Source organism: Klebsiella sp. 141161 (assembly GCF_050600815.1).
Lineage (GTDB): Bacteria > Pseudomonadota > Gammaproteobacteria > Enterobacterales > Enterobacteriaceae > Klebsiella > Klebsiella aerogenes.
In genome coordinates this window covers 59946-75791 of the sequence record NZ_JAQIRN010000001.1, presented here as the reverse complement: position 1 = coordinate 75791, position 15846 = coordinate 59946, and the positions used below count along the sequence as shown (strand labels likewise).

The following is a 15846-nucleotide window of genomic DNA, read 5'->3' as shown; positions in this document are numbered from 1 at the left end:
CATGAAATATGCCGCATTCAAACTGGCAGGAGTCGCTTTATCTCTTTCTCTGGCATGGACATCCGCGCAGGCTGCCGCGCTGCGCGTTGCCGCTGACCCGGTGCCGCACGCTGAGATCCTCAATTACATCAAAAAAATCGATCCCAGCCTCGATATCAAAGTGGTCGAACTCACCAGCGGCGTTAACGCCAACGAGCTGCTGGCGAATGGCGATGTTGATGCCAACTACTTCCAGCACGTTCCCTATTTGAAGGATCAGGAAAAAGCGCTGGGTAAGACCTTTGCCGTCGCCGCTACGGTGCATATCGAACCGCTGGGTATTTATTCCCGTAAGCACAAAGACTTTAATTCCGTCCCGGAAAACGGGACCATCGCGGTGCCGAACAACACTACCAATCTCAGTCGCGCCTTGTTCCTGCTACAAAGCCAGGGATTAATCAAACTCGGCGCTAAATTCACCAACCCGGCGACCACCCTGGCTACCCCGAAAGATATCGTGGAAAACCCCAAACATCTGAAAATCCTCGAAATTGAATCGCCGCAGATCCCGCGTTCCTTAGACGATGTCGATTTAGCGGTTATTAATGGCAACTACGCGCTGGAAGCAGGACTGGTACCGGCGAAAGATGCGTTAGGACTGGAGAGCGCGAATAACAACCCTTACGCCAATATCCTGGTGACGACGCCGCAGTTGGCTAATGACCCACGCATTAAAGCGCTGGCCAAAGATCTCACCTCGCCGCAGGTTGCCGAGTTTATTCGCAAAAACTATAACGGCTCGGTTATCCCGGTAGCGCCACAATCATGATTGAGGTCGTCGGGCTGAGTAAAACCTATGCCGGAACAGGCCGACCGGCGTTAAACGACGTGTCGCTGCAGATCCCGAAAGGCGCGATTTATGGCATTCTCGGGCGCAGCGGCGCAGGCAAAAGCACGCTGATCCGCTGTCTCAATTTACTCGAACGGCCCTCTGCGGGCCGGATTGTGGTGAACGGGCAGGATATCACTCAGTTAGACAAAGCCGGTTTACGTCAGCACCGTCTGCGCACCGGAATGATCTTCCAGCACTTCAACCTGCTGCATGCCCGCAACGTGGCTGACAACGTCGCGGTACCGCTGGAAATCGCCGGTGTCGACAAACGTGCGCGCCGCGAACGCGTGCTCGAGTTGCTGGAGTTGGTTGGACTGGCGGATAAAGCAACCGCCTTTCCATCCCAGCTTTCCGGCGGTCAAAAGCAGCGCGTCGGCATCGCCCGCGCGCTGGCGGCCGGCCCGGATGTGCTGCTATGCGATGAAGCAACCAGCGCCCTCGATCCGGAAACCACCGCCTCGGTGCTGGCGTTACTGGCCGATATCAATCAGCGGCTCAATCTGACCATTGTGCTTATTACCCATGAGCTGGAAGTCGTCAAAACGCTGTGCGATCACGCGGCGCTGCTGGAGCATGGCGAAGTCATCGAGAGCGGGAAAATCGCCGATCTGCTGGTGGCGCCTTGGTCCAGATTACGTCAGTCGTTACTGCATAATCCGCAGGCGGAGCAAGATTTCCTTGCCCGTCACGGCTTTCACGGGAGGCCTTTATGCGTAGTCGCATGAGTTGGGAAGATTTATGGCCCTTATTGTGGGAAGGCAGCCTGGAAACCCTCTATATGGTAGGGTTGGCGGCGCTGTTTACCATTTTAATCGGCCTGCCGGTCGGCGTGTTACTGTTTGTCTCCCGTCGCAACGGCCTGGCGCCGATGCCGAAACTGAATGCGTTGCTGGGGGCGATTATCAATTTTGGCCGATCGCTGCCGTTTATTGTACTGCTCATTGCGCTGATCCCCTTCACGCGTTTGATTATCGGCACCACCTTAGGCAGCACCGCCGCCGTCGTGCCGATTACTATCGGCGCTTTTCCGTTTTTCGCGCGGCTGACCGAAAACGCGCTGGACGAAGTGGATTACGGGCGCATTGAAGCCATTCTGTCGATGGGCGGTAATCTGTGGCACGTTATCTTTAAATCGCTGCTGCCGGAGGCGTTACCGACCCTGCTTGCCGGGATCACCCTGACTATCGTGATGCTGATTGGCTTTTCATCGATGGCGGGCGTCATTGGCGGCGGCGGTCTTGGGGACCTGGCGATTCGCTATGGTTATCAGCGTTTTAACGATCAGGTCATGGTCGGTACGGTGCTGATTCTGGTGGTGATGGTCCAGGGCGTACAAATGATCGGCGACAGGCTGGTACGACAGCTTGCCCATCGCCGCTAAGCTCTTATTCGCAGGCGGCTACTGCAGGCCGCCTTCCTCCACCAGAACCCTGACCAGCTCTGCCGCCGGCATTTCGCGGATCATCGCCACCCCTTGTCCCGCCCAGTGCGCGCCGAAACCATGATCGCCCTGCGCTTTTGCCGCCGTCGCCAGCGCTTTTCCGGCATCATAAGCGAGCGGATAGGCTGGAATGTCACGTTCACTGAATGAAGCCACCACTTCGCTCCAGCTATTTTTAACGCAGCGTGCTGGCCGACCCGAAATAGCCGCCGTCAAAAAGGTGACAACGTCACTATTTTGCGTGAGCGCCTGTCGATATCCACTATCTATACCCGCTTCCGGACACAATAAAAATGCGGTTCCCAGCTGAACGCCCGACGCGCCGAGCTGCATCAGGCTGGATATGGCCGCCCCATGCATAATGCCGCCGGCGGTGACAATGGGTAAATCGACAGCCTGCTTTAGAGCCTGAAGCAAAGTGAAAGTGCTCATTTGACGATCGTCGCCGTGTGGGTCAAAAATCCCCCGATGGCCACCGGCCTCATACCCTTGCGCAATAACGACATCAATACCCGCTTGCGCAATTAATCGCGCTTCCGCGACGCAGGTGGCGGACGCCATCGTTACCGTTCCCTGTTGCTGGAAGCGGCGAACAACCTCTGACGACGGCACGCCAAAATGAAAACTCACCACCGCCGGCTTCTGTTCAAGCAGCATATCGAGCATGGATTGATGTTGATGGAAGGTCTGATAAATCTCATTAAGCTGTTTCGGCGGCGTGCCGTGATAGCGGGCAAACGCCGGAGCCAACCGCGCCAGCCACTGCGCTTCCTGAACGGCATCACGGCTCGACGGCGTATGACAGAAAAGGTTGACGTTAAAGGGACGATCGGTGAGCCGTCGGGTTTGTTCAATAAGCGCTTGCGCCTGCGTAACCGTCGACGCGCCGAGCCCAAGCGAACCCAGTCCCCCGGCGTTGCTTACCGCCGCAGCCAGGGCTGGTGTCGACACCCCAGCCATCGGCGCCTGAATAATCGGATAACGAATATTAAGTAATCGCGGTAAATGCTGATTCATTGGCGATCCTGTGCAATTTGCGATGTGAGGCATTAACCATCTCTTTTTAAGATGTTAAGATCAACCATATTGTCATATTGAGAAGAAAAATATGAACCACACCACATTACTGATCTTTAAGCTGGTGGCCGAAACGCAAAGCGTCACTCAGGCGGCGAAACAACTTGGTCGCGCGCAGTCCAACATCACCACTCGGATCCAGCAACTTGAAGAGGAGCTGGAGGCCGAGCTTTTCGTGCGCGGAAACAAGAAGATGCTGCTTTCTCCCGCCGGGCAAAACTTCCTCAGCTACGCGCGGCGAATTTTAAGCCTTGCCGAAGAAGCCAAACTGGCGCTGCACCCGGCACGGCCCGCGGGAACGTTAAAACTCGGTGCGATGGAAGCCTGTGCCGCCAGCCGCCTGCCGGCCATATTGCCTTTGTTTCAGCAACGCTGCCCGGATGCCGACCTGACATTGCGTACCATGCCCACCCGTCAGCTGACTGAACTGGTCGAAAACTCCACGTTGGACTGCGCGCTGGTTTCACTGCCGGCCGGTCCGGACGGCAGCCTTCAATGCCCACAGACGCTTGAATATCTACCGCTTTTCATCGAACAGCTGGTCCTGATCGCCCCTGTCGATGGACGCGATTACCGTTTTGCCGCCTTCCCGGCAGGATGTTCCTACCGCCAGCGCGGCATCGAGTATCTACAGCAGACGGGAGCGCACGTGGACATCGTCGATGTCAGCTCCTATCACGCGATGATGGCCAACGTCGCCACCGGTCGCTACGCCTGTTTGCTCCCGGAAAGCGTCCTGGCCCTGCTCACGCTACCCGCAGGCTGCCAGACGCAATACGTCACCCAGGCCGCCACCCAGCTTATCTGGCGCCGCGGGTATGTGTCGCCGATTCTCGACGCCCTGCGCCAGTTATTGCTGGCGCCGGCCGCAGGCAACCAGTCCGGCGGCTCCCAGCAACACGCCGCTGGCAGTTAATAGTGAAGGGTTAAACGATCCCGTCAGGCTGTATAACGCATCGGCGACCAGCGGCCCGATTATCTGCCCGACGCCGTAAGTCGCCGTGAGCGCGGCGATCATATTAAATTTTACCGCCTGATTTAGCCGCTTGCCCTCTGACAAGGCAATGGTTACCGTCCCAAGGAAGGTCGCCCCAACCAGCAGCGCGCTCAACAGACAAAAGGTGAATGAGTGGCTCCACGCCGGTAAGGCCACGCCGAAGGCCTGAATAACGAGATTGCTACAAAATGCCCGCTGATAGCCAATTTTCAGTACGAGTTGGTGCCAGATAAAACAGGAAGGTACCGCCGCGAGACCAAATACCGCCCACAGGTGCACCGGGTCGATACCCGATAACGCGCCGTGCAAAAACAGCGGCAAATAGGTCGCGGTGATGATATAGCCGAAGCCCGCGAGGCCATAAATCAGCAGCAATTTTACCGCATCGCTCGTGCGCCCATCGTTGCGCGGCATCGCTGTTGCGGGTCCGCTGTGTAACGCCAGCAGCGAATCCGCCGGGCTTAATAATCCGCGCAAGGCGCATAAAAACAGCACCGTCGCCGTGATAGCGCACAGTAGCCAGATTTGCTGACTGCTAAACGCCAGCGCTTTACCGGCGGCAATAAACTCCGCCGACAGAAAAATCCCCATCCCGACCCCGGCAAACAGCACCGGCGCGCCGTTATGATGTTTCATATGTTGCAATAGCCATAAGGAGGCGGAGATAAGCGTTACCGCGCTGAGTACCCCGGCCAACCCGCGCAGGATAATGATAGCCAGCGACGAACGCAGCCAGGCCAGTAGCGCCAGACAAATTAACGTCAGAATGACCGAGACAATATTCATTCTGCTCGCCTGCTCCGGCTTTGCCTTCGCCAGCAACAATGCCCCCAGCAGGTATCCGGCATAATTAGCGGAGGCGGCCAGATTACCCTGACGCAGCGTCAGGATCTGATCGCTTAACATCACCGGCAGGATCCCGGTGAAAGCGAAGCGGCCATAACCCATACCAATCATTAATACCGTCGCCCCTGCCATCGCTAATAAGAAAGCGTTTATCTCCGGCCTGATTTGTCTCATCCCCATACCCCTTGCATAATTTAATCTCAAAAAGAGAATGTTATTTAGTTTTAATTCTCTTTTTATTATGTATTAGCACGATACGACGAGCAAGCCGCCGCACCTGAGCAAAGAGTAAAAGCACCAACCAGAGGATACTTCGGTTAGCGACGAAGGATGGTTGTCAGAAGCGCACGGTCGTTAAACGCCGTACTCGATAACGGGCCGCATTATCTTCAGCGCGGCGCTCAGTTTATCGAGGCTCGGAGACGCCAGCGCCAGACGCAAAGCGTGCGGCACATCGCGCCCGACGCTGTACGGTTCGGCGGTGGAAATAGCGATATTCATGGTTAGCAGCTGTTTCACGACGCGATCGGCGCGGATCTCCTCGCCCAACGGCAGCCAAAGGAACCAGGCATTTTCATTGCCGATAATTGGTAAACCCGCCAGCGCCTGACGGGCGATGGCCTGCCGCCGCCGCGCATCTGCGCGCATTATGGTTTCGAGCCGGGCCAGCGTCCCATCCTGGATCCAGCCGCAGACCAGCGCCGTCGTTAAGGCCGGCGTATTCCAGCTGGTGGCGCGGATCGTCCGCTCTATCGCCGGCATTAGCGCTTCTCGGCATACCACCATGCCAACCCGTAAACCGGTGGCGATGTTTTTTGAAAAGCCGCACACATAGACCGTACGCTCAGGCGCCAGAGACATCAGCGGCGGCGGCGCGTTCTCGATCAACCACGCATAGGCGGCATCCTCAATAATGAATAAATCGAACTGGCGGGCAATATCAACCAGTTGGCTACGCTGCGCCAGATTCATTACCCAGCCGAGAGGGTTATGCAGCGTCGGCATGGTGTAAATCGCTTTTACCCGCCGTTTTTCACAAAGGTTACGAAGCAAGTCGAGATCCGGCCCTTGCGCTGTGTGCGGGATAGCAACCAGTTCGAGTTGATAGAGCCTGGCGAGGGCGCGAAATCCCGGATAGGTCAATGCATCTGCCGCAACCACGTCGCCGGCACGCAGCAGGCCGCCGAGCGTGACCGCCAGCCCATGCTGAGCGCCGTTAACGATAGCGACCTGCCCGGCGCTGGCCGCCATACCCTGTCTGTTAAGATGCTGGGCCACTATTTCCCGTTCGCTCATACGTCCGGCGTGCGGTTGATAGCGTAACAACGCCTCCAGATCGCCCGCGCCAGAAAGCTTTTTTAATGCCTCGCGCAGGAGAACGGTTTGTTCCGGCAACGCCGGAGAGTTGAAATTAAGATCGATCATATCCGGGGCAATGGCGTGCTGATCGACACCCAATCCCGGCGGCAAGCTCAGTTCACGCACAAAGGTGCCGCGTCCCGTTTCGCCGCTGACCAGCCCCATTAACGCCAGTTCACTGTAGACCCGCGTCGCGGTAGCCAGAGAAATTCCGTGTTCAACGACCAATTGCCGATGGGTCGGCAGTTGGCTGCCAGCCGCCAGCGCACCGCTGCGGATTGCTGCCGCATAGCGATCAACCAGAGATTTATAGCGGTTTTTCATCGTCATTGTATCCATGACAATTATTTGATTGTCATGGATTGTGCGACCTACTATCGACCCGGTCAACCACCTTAACGATTACTACAAAGAGGTCACACGTGCACAACCATCGCGCTTCCACTTCCATATCCGGCTGGATAAACGGCTTTATCGGCGTCGCTATTTTTAGCGGCTCGCTACCCGCCACCCGCATCGCCGTGCAGGAATTCGATCCGTTTTTCCTGACTTTCTGTCGTGGGGCGATTGCCGGGGTGCTTGCGCTGGGCCTGATCTGGGTTTTACGCCTGCCGCGCCCGCAGGCGGGACAATGGCGTTCACTGGCGCTGGTTGCCGGCGGCGTGGTCATCGGTTTTCCGCTGCTGACGGCGCTGGCGCTGCAGCGGGTGACATCCGCACACTCAATTGTTTTTATTGGTTTATTGCCGCTGGCGACGGCGGTTTTCGCGGTGATCCGCGGCGGTGAGAGACCGCGCCCTGCCTTTTGGGGATTCTCGTTACTGGGCAGCGTACTGGTGGCCAGTTTCGCGCTGGCCGGTAGTGCCGGGATGTCCGTTTCAGGCGACCTGCTAATGCTGGCGGCGGTAGTGGTCTGCGGATTGGGTTATGCCGAGGGGGCGCGCCTCACCCGAGCGCTTGGCGGGCTGGCGGTCATTTGTTGGGCGCTGCTCCTGTCCCTACCCCTGATGTTGATAGCCTGTGGCTTAACGCTTCCCGTCAGTCTCAGGGGTATCAGTACGTCTGCATGGACGGCGCTGGCCTATGTCTCGTTGTTCAGTATGCTGATCGGTTTTATCTTCTGGTACCGAGGACTGGCAATCGGCGGTATTGCGGCGGTCGGTCAACTCCAGCTATTGCAGCCCTTTTTTGGTCTGTCGCTGGCGGCACTGCTCCTTCATGAAGCAGTGAGCCCGTTGATGGTCGTCGTCACGCTTGGCATCATTTTCTGCGTTATCGGTTCGAAGCGCTTTGCCCGTTAAAATAGTCGGCGGCCTGATGCGAGGCGTGTTCCTCCATCAGGCTGTCTCATATCATTTAAATTGTGGCGCGACCGAATGACCGCAGGCGCTGTTAGCGTCAATGGTGTCGTTCATGCAGGTCTGCGAATCAAAGCCCTGACCGGGGGACATCCCTGAAGAGGATGATGAACCACCGGAACAGGCGGATGCTGCAAAAACAATGAGCAATATAAGTAATTTTTTCATCGAGATGACCTCCGGGAAGCGAATAGATTGCCATGCTCCGTGCTGAGACTGGCCACTCATCCATTTCCCTTTCAAACTCAGGCATCACTCTAAGAAATAATATGGGCGTCATTTATCACCTGTATAGCTATATTATCGGTCAGTTTGCCAATAAATGAACCGAGCGTTGGCATAAAATGCTCGTCCGCTCGCCGGAGTCGCCGCGCTTGCGCTATGCTTATCCTCCCTTTCGTTGTAAACACTTAGCGTTATGACTACTTCTGTCAGCACCACTCAGCTTAACCTGCGAATTATTTCCGTCGTTGTCTTCACCTGTATCTGCTATCTCTCCATCGGCCTGCCGCTGGCGGTGCTTCCCGGCTACATACACTATCAGCTCGGGTACAGTACGCTAATCGCCGGAGTCGTTATCAGCCTGCAGTACATTTCAACGCTAGTAAGCCGCCCGCATGCTGGCCGCTATACCGATATCTGGGGGCCAAAAAAGGTCGTTAGCCTTGGCATCATCTGCTGCATGCTAAGCGGGCTTTTCACCCTCGCGGCGGTGATGTTGCAAACTATACCGCTTCTCGCCGTCAGCGCCCTGTTGATTGGCCGGGTTTTCCTCGGCGTGGGAGAGAGCTTCACCGCCACCGGGGCAACGTTATGGGGCATTAAAACCGTTGGCGCGATTCATACCTCACGGGTGATTTCATGGAATGGCGTCGCGACCTACGTGGCAATGGCCGTCGGCGCGCCGCTGGGGGTGATGCTCAATAATTATTTTGGCATCAGCGGTTTTGCCGTAGTGGTAGTGCTGGTTGCGCTAATTGGCCTGCTCTTTGCCCGCACCCGCCTGGATGTCAGCGTGACTGCCGGAGTGAGAGCGCCGTTTCATGTGGTGGTTCGCAGAATCTGGCCGTATGGCCTGGGGCTGGCGCTGGGTACGGTAGGTTTTGGCGTCATCGCCACCTTTATCACCCTCTATTTTTCGGCTCACCACTGGCAGGGCGCGGCCTTCACCCTCTCTCTTTTCAGTATCGGTTTTATTTGTATACGTCTGATCCTTGGCAACACCATTACCCGCTACGGCGGCGTGCCGGTGTCGCTTGTCTGCTTCGTAGTGGAATGTCTTGGATTATTGATTATCTGGCAGGCGCCGTCGGCGTGGGTCGCCGGTATTGGCGCATTCCTCACCGGTTCTGGTTTCTCGCTGGTCTTTCCGGCGCTGGGCGTCGAGGCGGTGAAACAGGTAGAAGAACAAAACCAGGGCACGGCGCTGGGTACCTATTCAGCCTTTCTCGATTTGGCGCTGGGTTTGACCGGCCCGGTGGCCGGCTGGGTGGCGGGTTATTATGCGCTTGATACGCTGTATCTACTGGCGGCGGTGGTCGTCGCCATGGCGTTTATCCTGCTGCTTCGGGTTCGTCGAGGGATCTGAAGTTCAGTGTAACTACAACTCACGTTAAGCCTGTTTTTTGATTTTCAGAAAAAAACGGAGGAAAATCCGTACAAATAGTAGGCATTAAAGCCATACCCCATCCCTGAATAAAAGGAATTATGGATGAATCCCTGTTATAGGACTTTGCTGACCGGTGTCGTTCTGCTGCTTACCGGCTCTCCCGTCGCATTTGCAGGCACTATCGAAGCCATTAACCATACCAAATGGGCAATTAATCATTTCAGCGTTAACGGACAGTCCGGTCTGGATGCCATAGGCCCCTTTCAAGGGGGAGGCGGCGGATGCTGTTACCGCGCGCCGCCGTCCTGGAAACCCGGCATGACTGTCAGGATAGACTGGGAAACAGGTCTGGGTAGCACTCTTGATATGACAGAACCCAAACCCATCCCTCCTAATACCACAGGGATGTCTCAAAAAGACAGAAATCGTGCCTGGGATGAGTACGGTGATAAAACCAGCGAATGGTTCGCAAAAATCAGGCGGATGAAAAAAAAGCATTCACGCATCGTGCCACTCCCGCCCTATACCTCCATAGACAAAACCTGCGGCATTACCGTGCATTTCCAGCCCTGTGACCAGGTAAAAGTCACAACGAGCTGCGCCGATTACGGCAGTCCGGCTTATCCGGTTAAAGACCCCATTCAGATGAAGGAGCCCGCCGTATGTCCGAAGTGAATAGCGCGCCGGTCTGGTATCCACCATCTTTCCCGGAGCAGGGCCGCCTTCCCTCTGTTGCCTCTTTGACCGGGAAAAACTGTCACCAGCAGAACAGCCGGGAGCGGGCTTACCATAAAGAACTCTGTCTCGCCGCAAACCGCCGGGTCGCGCCGCCCTGCTGCAAAACCCTGCATATCAGCCTATTCTTTGACGGCACCGGCAACAACCTCAATCATGACCTCAATATCGCAGACCCCAAACATCCCACCAATATCGCCCGCCTGTTTCGCGCCACCGTGGGACAGGGATATGCCGCCGGACTCGGAAATAAGAATTCGGCTCTGACGGACCTCCCGGACACGGCCGGCAACAAGTATTTTAAGTATTATATACCCGGTGTCGGCACCCCGTTCCCGGAGATTATGGATCTCGATTTCACCATGGGCGGGCTGGCCTTTGCCTCTCACGGGGAAGACAGGATTAACTGGGGACTACTGCGCATCATTGATGCGCTGCGACGTACCACCGGACTCGGTAAAATGGACGACGGGGAATGCTGGGCATCGGTTCAGGCTATGTCCACCACCATGATGTCCTTCGGGCTGACCGGCGGCGGTAACCGCTATAATGAGTTTCAGCGCCTTCTTAAATCTCCGCCGCTGCACAGCAGGCTGAAGATGGCGCTTAATCCGGGTGAACCCGGAAAAATCAAACTGCTAGGTATCAAGCTGTATATTTACGGGTTTTCGCGGGGAGCCGCGGCGGCTCGCGCCTTTGTCAACTGGCTCAGCGAACTGCTTCCTGCCCCGAAGGAGGGCCAGGATAAACCGGAGCAGTGCCTGATGGCCGGCGACCTTAAAATCCCTCTCAGCGTTGAGTTTCTCGGTCTGTTCGATACCGTCGCATCAGTCGGAGTACCGCATATCGCCCCGGTTGCCGAAGGGCATATGGGCTGGGCTGACGGCAATCAGGCACTGCCGGAGGAAAAAAGATACGGCGGACTGATAAAGCACGGTGTGCATCTGGTTTCTGCTCACGAGCAGCGTCTGTGCTTTCCGCTGGATTCCATCCGCCGCACTGATGGCTCCTATCCGGCCCGCTGCGTCGAGGTACTCTATCCCGGCATGCACTCCGATCTCGGCGGCGGCTATCCGCCGGGGGACCAGGGCAAGGCGAACAGGCCGGATGATGCCCTTCTGCTGTCGCAGATTGCCCTACATGACATGTATGCCGCCGCTTTCGCCGCCGGTGCGCCATTCAAGATTCCCCTTGAAGCCATCCCTGACGCGCTGAAAAAAGACCAGTGGCGGGCGTTGCCGCCGGATGTACAGGATGAATTTATCATTCATCCTCAGCTAATCCGTCGTTTCAACGCGTGGCGCACCCTGACCCTGAACCTCTCCTCATCAGAAGAGGATACCAGCCCGGAGCAGGCCTCTCAGTTAACACCCATGCAGGCACCGATGTCCCTGGAAAAAGCCATGGAAACCCAGATAGCATGGCTTACCACCTGGCGCATCGGTCGTTACGCCACAGGTACCTATAAAACACAGCGCTTTTACCTTGATGCCGCCGCCGGCGGCCTGGATGCCGACAGTGACCCGGAAGTCCGCAAAGCCCATGAACAGGAGCGGACAGACAAACAGAAGGCCGTGGAAGATGACCGCAAAAACGAGTTAATCAAGGCGCCAAAAAACAGTTTTATCCTTCTACCTCAGGGACCGAAAGACTTCGATGCAATGCTCGGTCAGACCCAGCTGCGACAGGGCGCTGAAGAATTCAGGGAGGATTACCGGGAACTACAGCGGGACAGTACTCAAGAATGGTATTACGAACCCCTTTACGCCCTTAAAAATACCCTGTACCTGCTGAACACCGACGATGAATACGCAGAGTGGATGCGCATGAAAACTGCCGGCGAATCCAGGCTAAAAGTGCTGTTTCCTGACACCGGCGAAGCCGGCAATACAGACCGGCCTGCTAGTCTTGTCCGGGCATTGTTTGACGATCAGATCCATGATTCACGGGCCTGGTTCATGCACAATGCCTTTGGCTCCCGTGAACCCTGGGGCGGTTACTTCCGTTACCGGATGGTCTATTTCGGCAACAACTGCAACAAATCACTTTCCCCCCTTATCGTGGCCGGCTGGGTGGTGGGCGCCGCCACGTTGGCGGGTGGTGTAGCTCTCGCCATCAGGCAAAAAAGCGTTCAGGGGAAAATACTGGGCGTCGCCGGTGCCTTCGGTGCCATCAGTCTGGAAGTGGAAGCGATTGATATTCTGTCCGGGAAACCGATCCCCATGCTCCCTGGTTCCGAACTGCTGAGAGCCTTCACACAGCAACCGGGTGTGGCTGTCGCACAGCAAAAAGCCGCCATGGCAGAGCAGTATCTCGCCCAGCATAAAGCCACGATTAACGCCATCTGGCTGGAGCTTGCGCAGGAAACCATAAATTAATCAAAATACAACAGACCAGGTCGAACGTATGATGTATGCCGATTAATCATGATACTGGTAACAATTTAATCAATAATTGACGACGCTTTAATATCCGTGCCACCATTCCGCGAGCATCCAGTCCTGGATGCCGGGCGGTACGGGTGCAGTGATAGAGGTCGTCAACAAAACGATCCCCCCGTGACCTGGCTCCATTCGACTCGTCGCCTGCCGCGGCGAGCGGCTTACCCTGGCGGGAAATACCGACATGCATCAAAGTTTCAACCAGCGAGTCCATTTTTACTACTGCATTCTGGTCGCGCTGAAAATCCACGTAAAAACGAAAAAATCGGGTGGAGCAAGAGGAAAAAATAACTTTCTTCTCAAATGGTTGCGTAAAGCGCAGGACAACAACATCTTTCACCCGGATATCACCAGCGAAATCGAATGGCTACGCGGTAAAATTATCCAGGCCGGTCATGATACAGACCTTGAACCAATGCTGGAATTCGTCTATGCCACTGCCCGGCGCGCCGAAATGCTCAAAGATGCCGACTGATCCTTATTAAGCTAGCTGCAAAATATCCCCTGTAGCCGGCGCCTGTGCGCCGGCGAGCCACAGTTTTCCCCAAGCGCCGGTACAGTGGCAGGCCAAAATTTTCTCCACCTGCAGCTGCTGTAAATAACTTCGGACCTGCCAGATCCTGGCGACGGATGCGGCGCGCAGGTGTAGCCCACCGATCAACGCGTGGACCCGCTCAATGCCGGTAATATTCTGACAATGCCGCACGATATTCTCTACGCCGCGATGTCCGCAGCCGCAGATGATGACCAGCCCGTGGTCGGAGAGATAAATCAGGACGCCTTCATCGACGATATAATCAGGCGTTAGCGGCGAGCTGGCTAAAACGCCAAAGGATTGCGGACGGTTTACCACGATCTCGCCCGACCACAACAGCCGTTCGCTGAGAGCAAACGGCTGCCGGTAGCATTCCATGCGAAAGCGGGAATAGTCGAGCTCAAGCGAAAGTTTTTTGAGTTTGCGGACATGCCTGCCAACACTGATAGCGGCATAGCGCGGTTCGGCAAGCCGTGGATGACAGATAATTCGACTCTCTTCCGGCAGCCAGGGGACGCCGCCGCAATGATCGTAATGGCCGTGTGATAATACCGTCGCCGTCAGGTCATCCAGTGAGATCCCCATCCGCTGCGCATTCTTGAGAAAACTACCGTCCGGCCCGGTATCAAATAGCACTTTGCTGGTTTCATCTTCAAGGAGAAGGCTAAGTCCGGCTTTGGCTGTCAACGCCGGATCGGCGTGGGCCGCAAGGCGATTTTCCAGTAATACCCTGATGGTTAAGGCCATTATTTCATTCATCCCTGTTATATATGCGCAGCCAGTGTAACGAAGAAACCCTGCTATCGGTGTGATGAACGCCGCACCCTTCGCCTCGAAAAAGTGACGCCGTCACTAAAAAACAGCTTCACAACCGCAGCGTGTCCTCTATGCTGATAGACTCGGATAGTTCACTTGAGGTTATCTATGGCAGACTGGAATCCCTCGCTGTATCTGAAATTTGCTGATGAGCGCACCCGACCGGCGTCTGAGTTAACGGCGCGTATTGCGCAACAGCCGGTCAAGCTGGCTGTGGATCTGGGCTGCGGTCCAGGCAATAGCACGGCCTTACTGCGTGCAGCATGGCCTGAAGCGCGAATTATTGGCGTTGATAATTCCGACGCCATGCTGGCACAGGCGGCGCAAGCGCTTCCCGATTGTGAGTTTATCACCGCAAATATAGAAGACTGGCAGCCATCTGAGCCCGCAGACGTGATCTATGCCAACGCCTCTTTGCAATGGCTCGGTGAACATCAAACGCTGTTCCCGCGACTGGTCAGACAGTTAGCCAATAATGGGGTGCTGGCCGTGCAGATGCCGGATAACTGGCAAGAGCCCTCTCATACCCTGATGCGCCAGGTAGCGGAAGAGCTGGGATTTCCAGATAGCGGCCGACAGCCGCTCCCCAGCGTCCAGCAGTATTACGACATGCTGAGCAACAGCGGCTGCGAGGTGGATATCTGGCGCACCACCTATTATCACCCTCTGGAGTCACACCAGGCTATCGTTGATTGGCTGCAGGCGACCGGTCTGCGTCCGTATTTGCAACATCTTGATGAAGCAGAAAAGAACGTGTTTTTAGAGCGTTATCTGACGCTGTTGCAACAACACTATCCGTTACAGTGTAACGGAAAAGTGCTGTTATTGTTCCCGCGACTGTTTATTGTCGCGCGACGCCTGGCTAACGCGTAGTCGCCAGTTCGACGTCAACGTTAAGCGCATTCAGCTGATTTACCACACTGCCGCTCAGCCGGTCATCGCTGATGATGACATCAAGCTCGCTGAGCGGCAGGATCAGGTAATTCGCCATTTTTCCATATTTTGATGAGTCGCTTAGCAGGATACATTTTTCACTTACCTTCGCCACGGTCTGTTTCACGATGGCTTTATTTTCGTTGGGCGTCGACAGTCCGCGCAAATTCCATGATGACGCCGAAATAAACGCGACATCGATAAACAGGTTTTCCAGCATTTTCGCCGTCAGGTGGCCAACGGTCGACTGATTCTCACGGCATAAGCGTCCGCCGGTATGGATCAATTCACATTGCCCGCGTTCAATCATCAAATTGGCAATGGCAAAATCATTGGTGATGATCAGCAAATCCTGACGCTCAACCAGGTTTTCGGCCAGCGCGAGCGTCGTGGTCCCGGCATCCAGATAGACGGTACTGTTGGCGGGAATGTGCTTAAGCGCCGCCAGACCAATAGCCTCCTTTTCCTGGGGGAACATCAGCGTTTTATCGCGATGCGAAGGTTCGTTCAGCAGGCGGGTTCGTTGCGGCAGGGCCACGCCCCCTGATACGCTGGCCAGCACGTTAAGCTGCTCCAGGCGCTGAATATCGCGCCGGATAGTCATATGCGACACGCCCAGCGCCTCGACCAGTTCGACGACGCTGACGACCCCCTTATCTTTAATGATTTCCAGTATCTTCTCTTGTCTTTCCAACGGCAGCATCGGTTTCTCCTGATGGTGTCTCGTTATCTCATATTTTCACATTTTATCACATCACATTAGGCTGTACATCGGATTGACAGCGTCACATGATGTGAAAAATAGATAATAAATGTTATTTATTGTGA

The 15846-nt window shown here is 55.6% G+C and carries 16 protein-coding genes; 10 read left to right on the top strand and 6 right to left on the bottom strand.

Annotation, left to right across the window (positions count from 1 at the left end):
* The first annotated feature begins 1 nt into the window (after nt 1).
* From PGR79_RS00385 to PGR79_RS00375, 3 genes are read left to right on the top strand one after another with little or no spacing between them, the layout of a single operon-like run.
* Nucleotides 2-808 (top strand): MetQ/NlpA family ABC transporter substrate-binding protein, encoded by an 807-nt coding sequence (locus tag PGR79_RS00385; RefSeq protein ID WP_213794075.1) that lies wholly within the window; start codon nt 2-4, stop codon nt 806-808.
* A complete protein-coding gene (locus PGR79_RS00380) occupies nt 805-1596 on the top strand; it encodes a methionine ABC transporter ATP-binding protein (RefSeq protein WP_020079911.1) in 792 nt (263 codons plus the stop codon). Before PGR79_RS00385 ends, PGR79_RS00380 begins: the two co-directional genes overlap by 4 nt.
* Nucleotides 1593-2252, top strand: a complete 660-nt coding sequence (locus PGR79_RS00375) for a methionine ABC transporter permease (protein ID WP_161798788.1) — start codon at nt 1593-1595, stop codon at nt 2250-2252. The genes PGR79_RS00380 and PGR79_RS00375 overlap by 4 nt, the downstream gene beginning before the upstream one ends.
* A gap of 18 nt (nt 2253-2270) precedes the next feature.
* Here PGR79_RS00375 and PGR79_RS00370 read toward each other — a convergent pair whose 3' ends face one another.
* Complete coding sequence (locus PGR79_RS00370; RefSeq protein ID WP_430920750.1) at nt 2271-3329, bottom strand: NAD(P)H-dependent flavin oxidoreductase; 1059 nt, start codon at nt 3327-3329, stop codon at nt 2271-2273.
* A 91-nt stretch (nt 3330-3420) separates the two neighbouring features.
* Between PGR79_RS00370 and PGR79_RS00365 the strand changes: the two genes are divergently transcribed.
* On the top strand, nt 3421-4305 hold the full coding sequence (locus tag PGR79_RS00365) for a LysR family transcriptional regulator (RefSeq protein WP_271032491.1): 885 nt from the start codon (nt 3421-3423) through the stop codon (nt 4303-4305).
* Here PGR79_RS00365 and PGR79_RS00360 read toward each other — a convergent pair.
* Both PGR79_RS00360 and PGR79_RS00355 read right to left on the bottom strand, forming a co-directional pair.
* On the bottom strand, nt 4240-5412 hold the full coding sequence (locus PGR79_RS00360; protein WP_430920748.1) for a YbfB/YjiJ family MFS transporter: 1173 nt from the start codon (nt 5410-5412) through the stop codon (nt 4240-4242). The two genes, PGR79_RS00365 and PGR79_RS00360, sit on opposite strands and share 66 nt — an antisense overlap.
* 174 nt (nt 5413-5586) lie before the next feature.
* Nucleotides 5587-6915: a PLP-dependent aminotransferase family protein gene (locus PGR79_RS00355; protein WP_430921138.1), complete on the bottom strand. Its 1329-nt coding sequence runs from the start codon at nt 6913-6915 to the stop codon at nt 5587-5589.
* A gap of 98 nt (nt 6916-7013) precedes the next feature.
* Here PGR79_RS00355 and PGR79_RS00350 point away from each other — a divergent pair, with 98 nt between their 5' ends.
* On the top strand, nt 7014-7892 hold the full coding sequence (locus PGR79_RS00350; RefSeq protein ID WP_113373420.1) for a DMT family transporter: 879 nt from the start codon (nt 7014-7016) through the stop codon (nt 7890-7892).
* Nucleotides 7893-7943: 51 nt separating this feature from the next.
* Here the strand turns inward: PGR79_RS00350 and PGR79_RS00345 are convergent, their stop codons facing one another.
* Nucleotides 7944-8177, bottom strand: a complete 234-nt coding sequence (locus tag PGR79_RS00345; protein ID WP_162750131.1) for a hypothetical protein — start codon at nt 8175-8177, stop codon at nt 7944-7946.
* Between the two features lie 190 nt (nt 8178-8367).
* On the opposite strand from PGR79_RS00345, the gene PGR79_RS00340 reads away from it, so the two are divergent.
* The 4 genes from PGR79_RS00340 (at nt 8368) to PGR79_RS00325 (ending at nt 13209) form a co-directional block, all read left to right on the top strand.
* Complete coding sequence (locus PGR79_RS00340; RefSeq protein ID WP_113373421.1) at nt 8368-9537, top strand: MFS transporter; 1170 nt, start codon at nt 8368-8370, stop codon at nt 9535-9537.
* Between the two features lie 123 nt (nt 9538-9660).
* Entirely contained in the window at nt 9661-10233 is a 573-nt protein-coding gene (locus PGR79_RS00335; RefSeq protein WP_430920745.1) for a DUF3304 domain-containing protein, read from the top strand.
* On the top strand, nt 10221-12671 hold the full coding sequence (locus PGR79_RS00330) for a T6SS phospholipase effector Tle1-like catalytic domain-containing protein (RefSeq protein WP_430920743.1): 2451 nt from the start codon (nt 10221-10223) through the stop codon (nt 12669-12671). The genes PGR79_RS00335 and PGR79_RS00330 overlap by 13 nt, the downstream gene beginning before the upstream one ends.
* Nucleotides 12672-12918: 247 nt before the next feature.
* Nucleotides 12919-13209 (top strand): hypothetical protein, encoded by a 291-nt coding sequence (locus PGR79_RS00325; RefSeq protein WP_015366702.1) that lies wholly within the window; start codon nt 12919-12921, stop codon nt 13207-13209.
* Between the two features lie 6 nt (nt 13210-13215).
* Here the strand turns inward: PGR79_RS00325 and PGR79_RS00320 are convergent, their stop codons facing one another.
* Nucleotides 13216-14016, bottom strand: a complete 801-nt coding sequence (locus tag PGR79_RS00320; protein ID WP_113373423.1) for an MBL fold metallo-hydrolase — start codon at nt 14014-14016, stop codon at nt 13216-13218.
* 177 nt (nt 14017-14193) lie between these two features.
* Between PGR79_RS00320 and tam the strand changes: the two genes are divergently transcribed.
* Nucleotides 14194-14958 carry a trans-aconitate 2-methyltransferase gene (gene tam / locus PGR79_RS00315; RefSeq protein WP_430917676.1) on the top strand — a complete coding sequence of 255 codons (765 nt, stop codon included), beginning with the start codon at nt 14194-14196 and terminating at the stop codon, nt 14956-14958.
* Here tam and PGR79_RS00310 read toward each other — a convergent pair.
* Nucleotides 14948-15721, bottom strand: a complete 774-nt coding sequence (locus tag PGR79_RS00310; protein ID WP_015705335.1) for a DeoR/GlpR family DNA-binding transcription regulator — start codon at nt 15719-15721, stop codon at nt 14948-14950. The two genes, tam and PGR79_RS00310, sit on opposite strands and share 11 nt — an antisense overlap.
* Nucleotides 15722-15846: the final 125 nt, after the last annotated feature.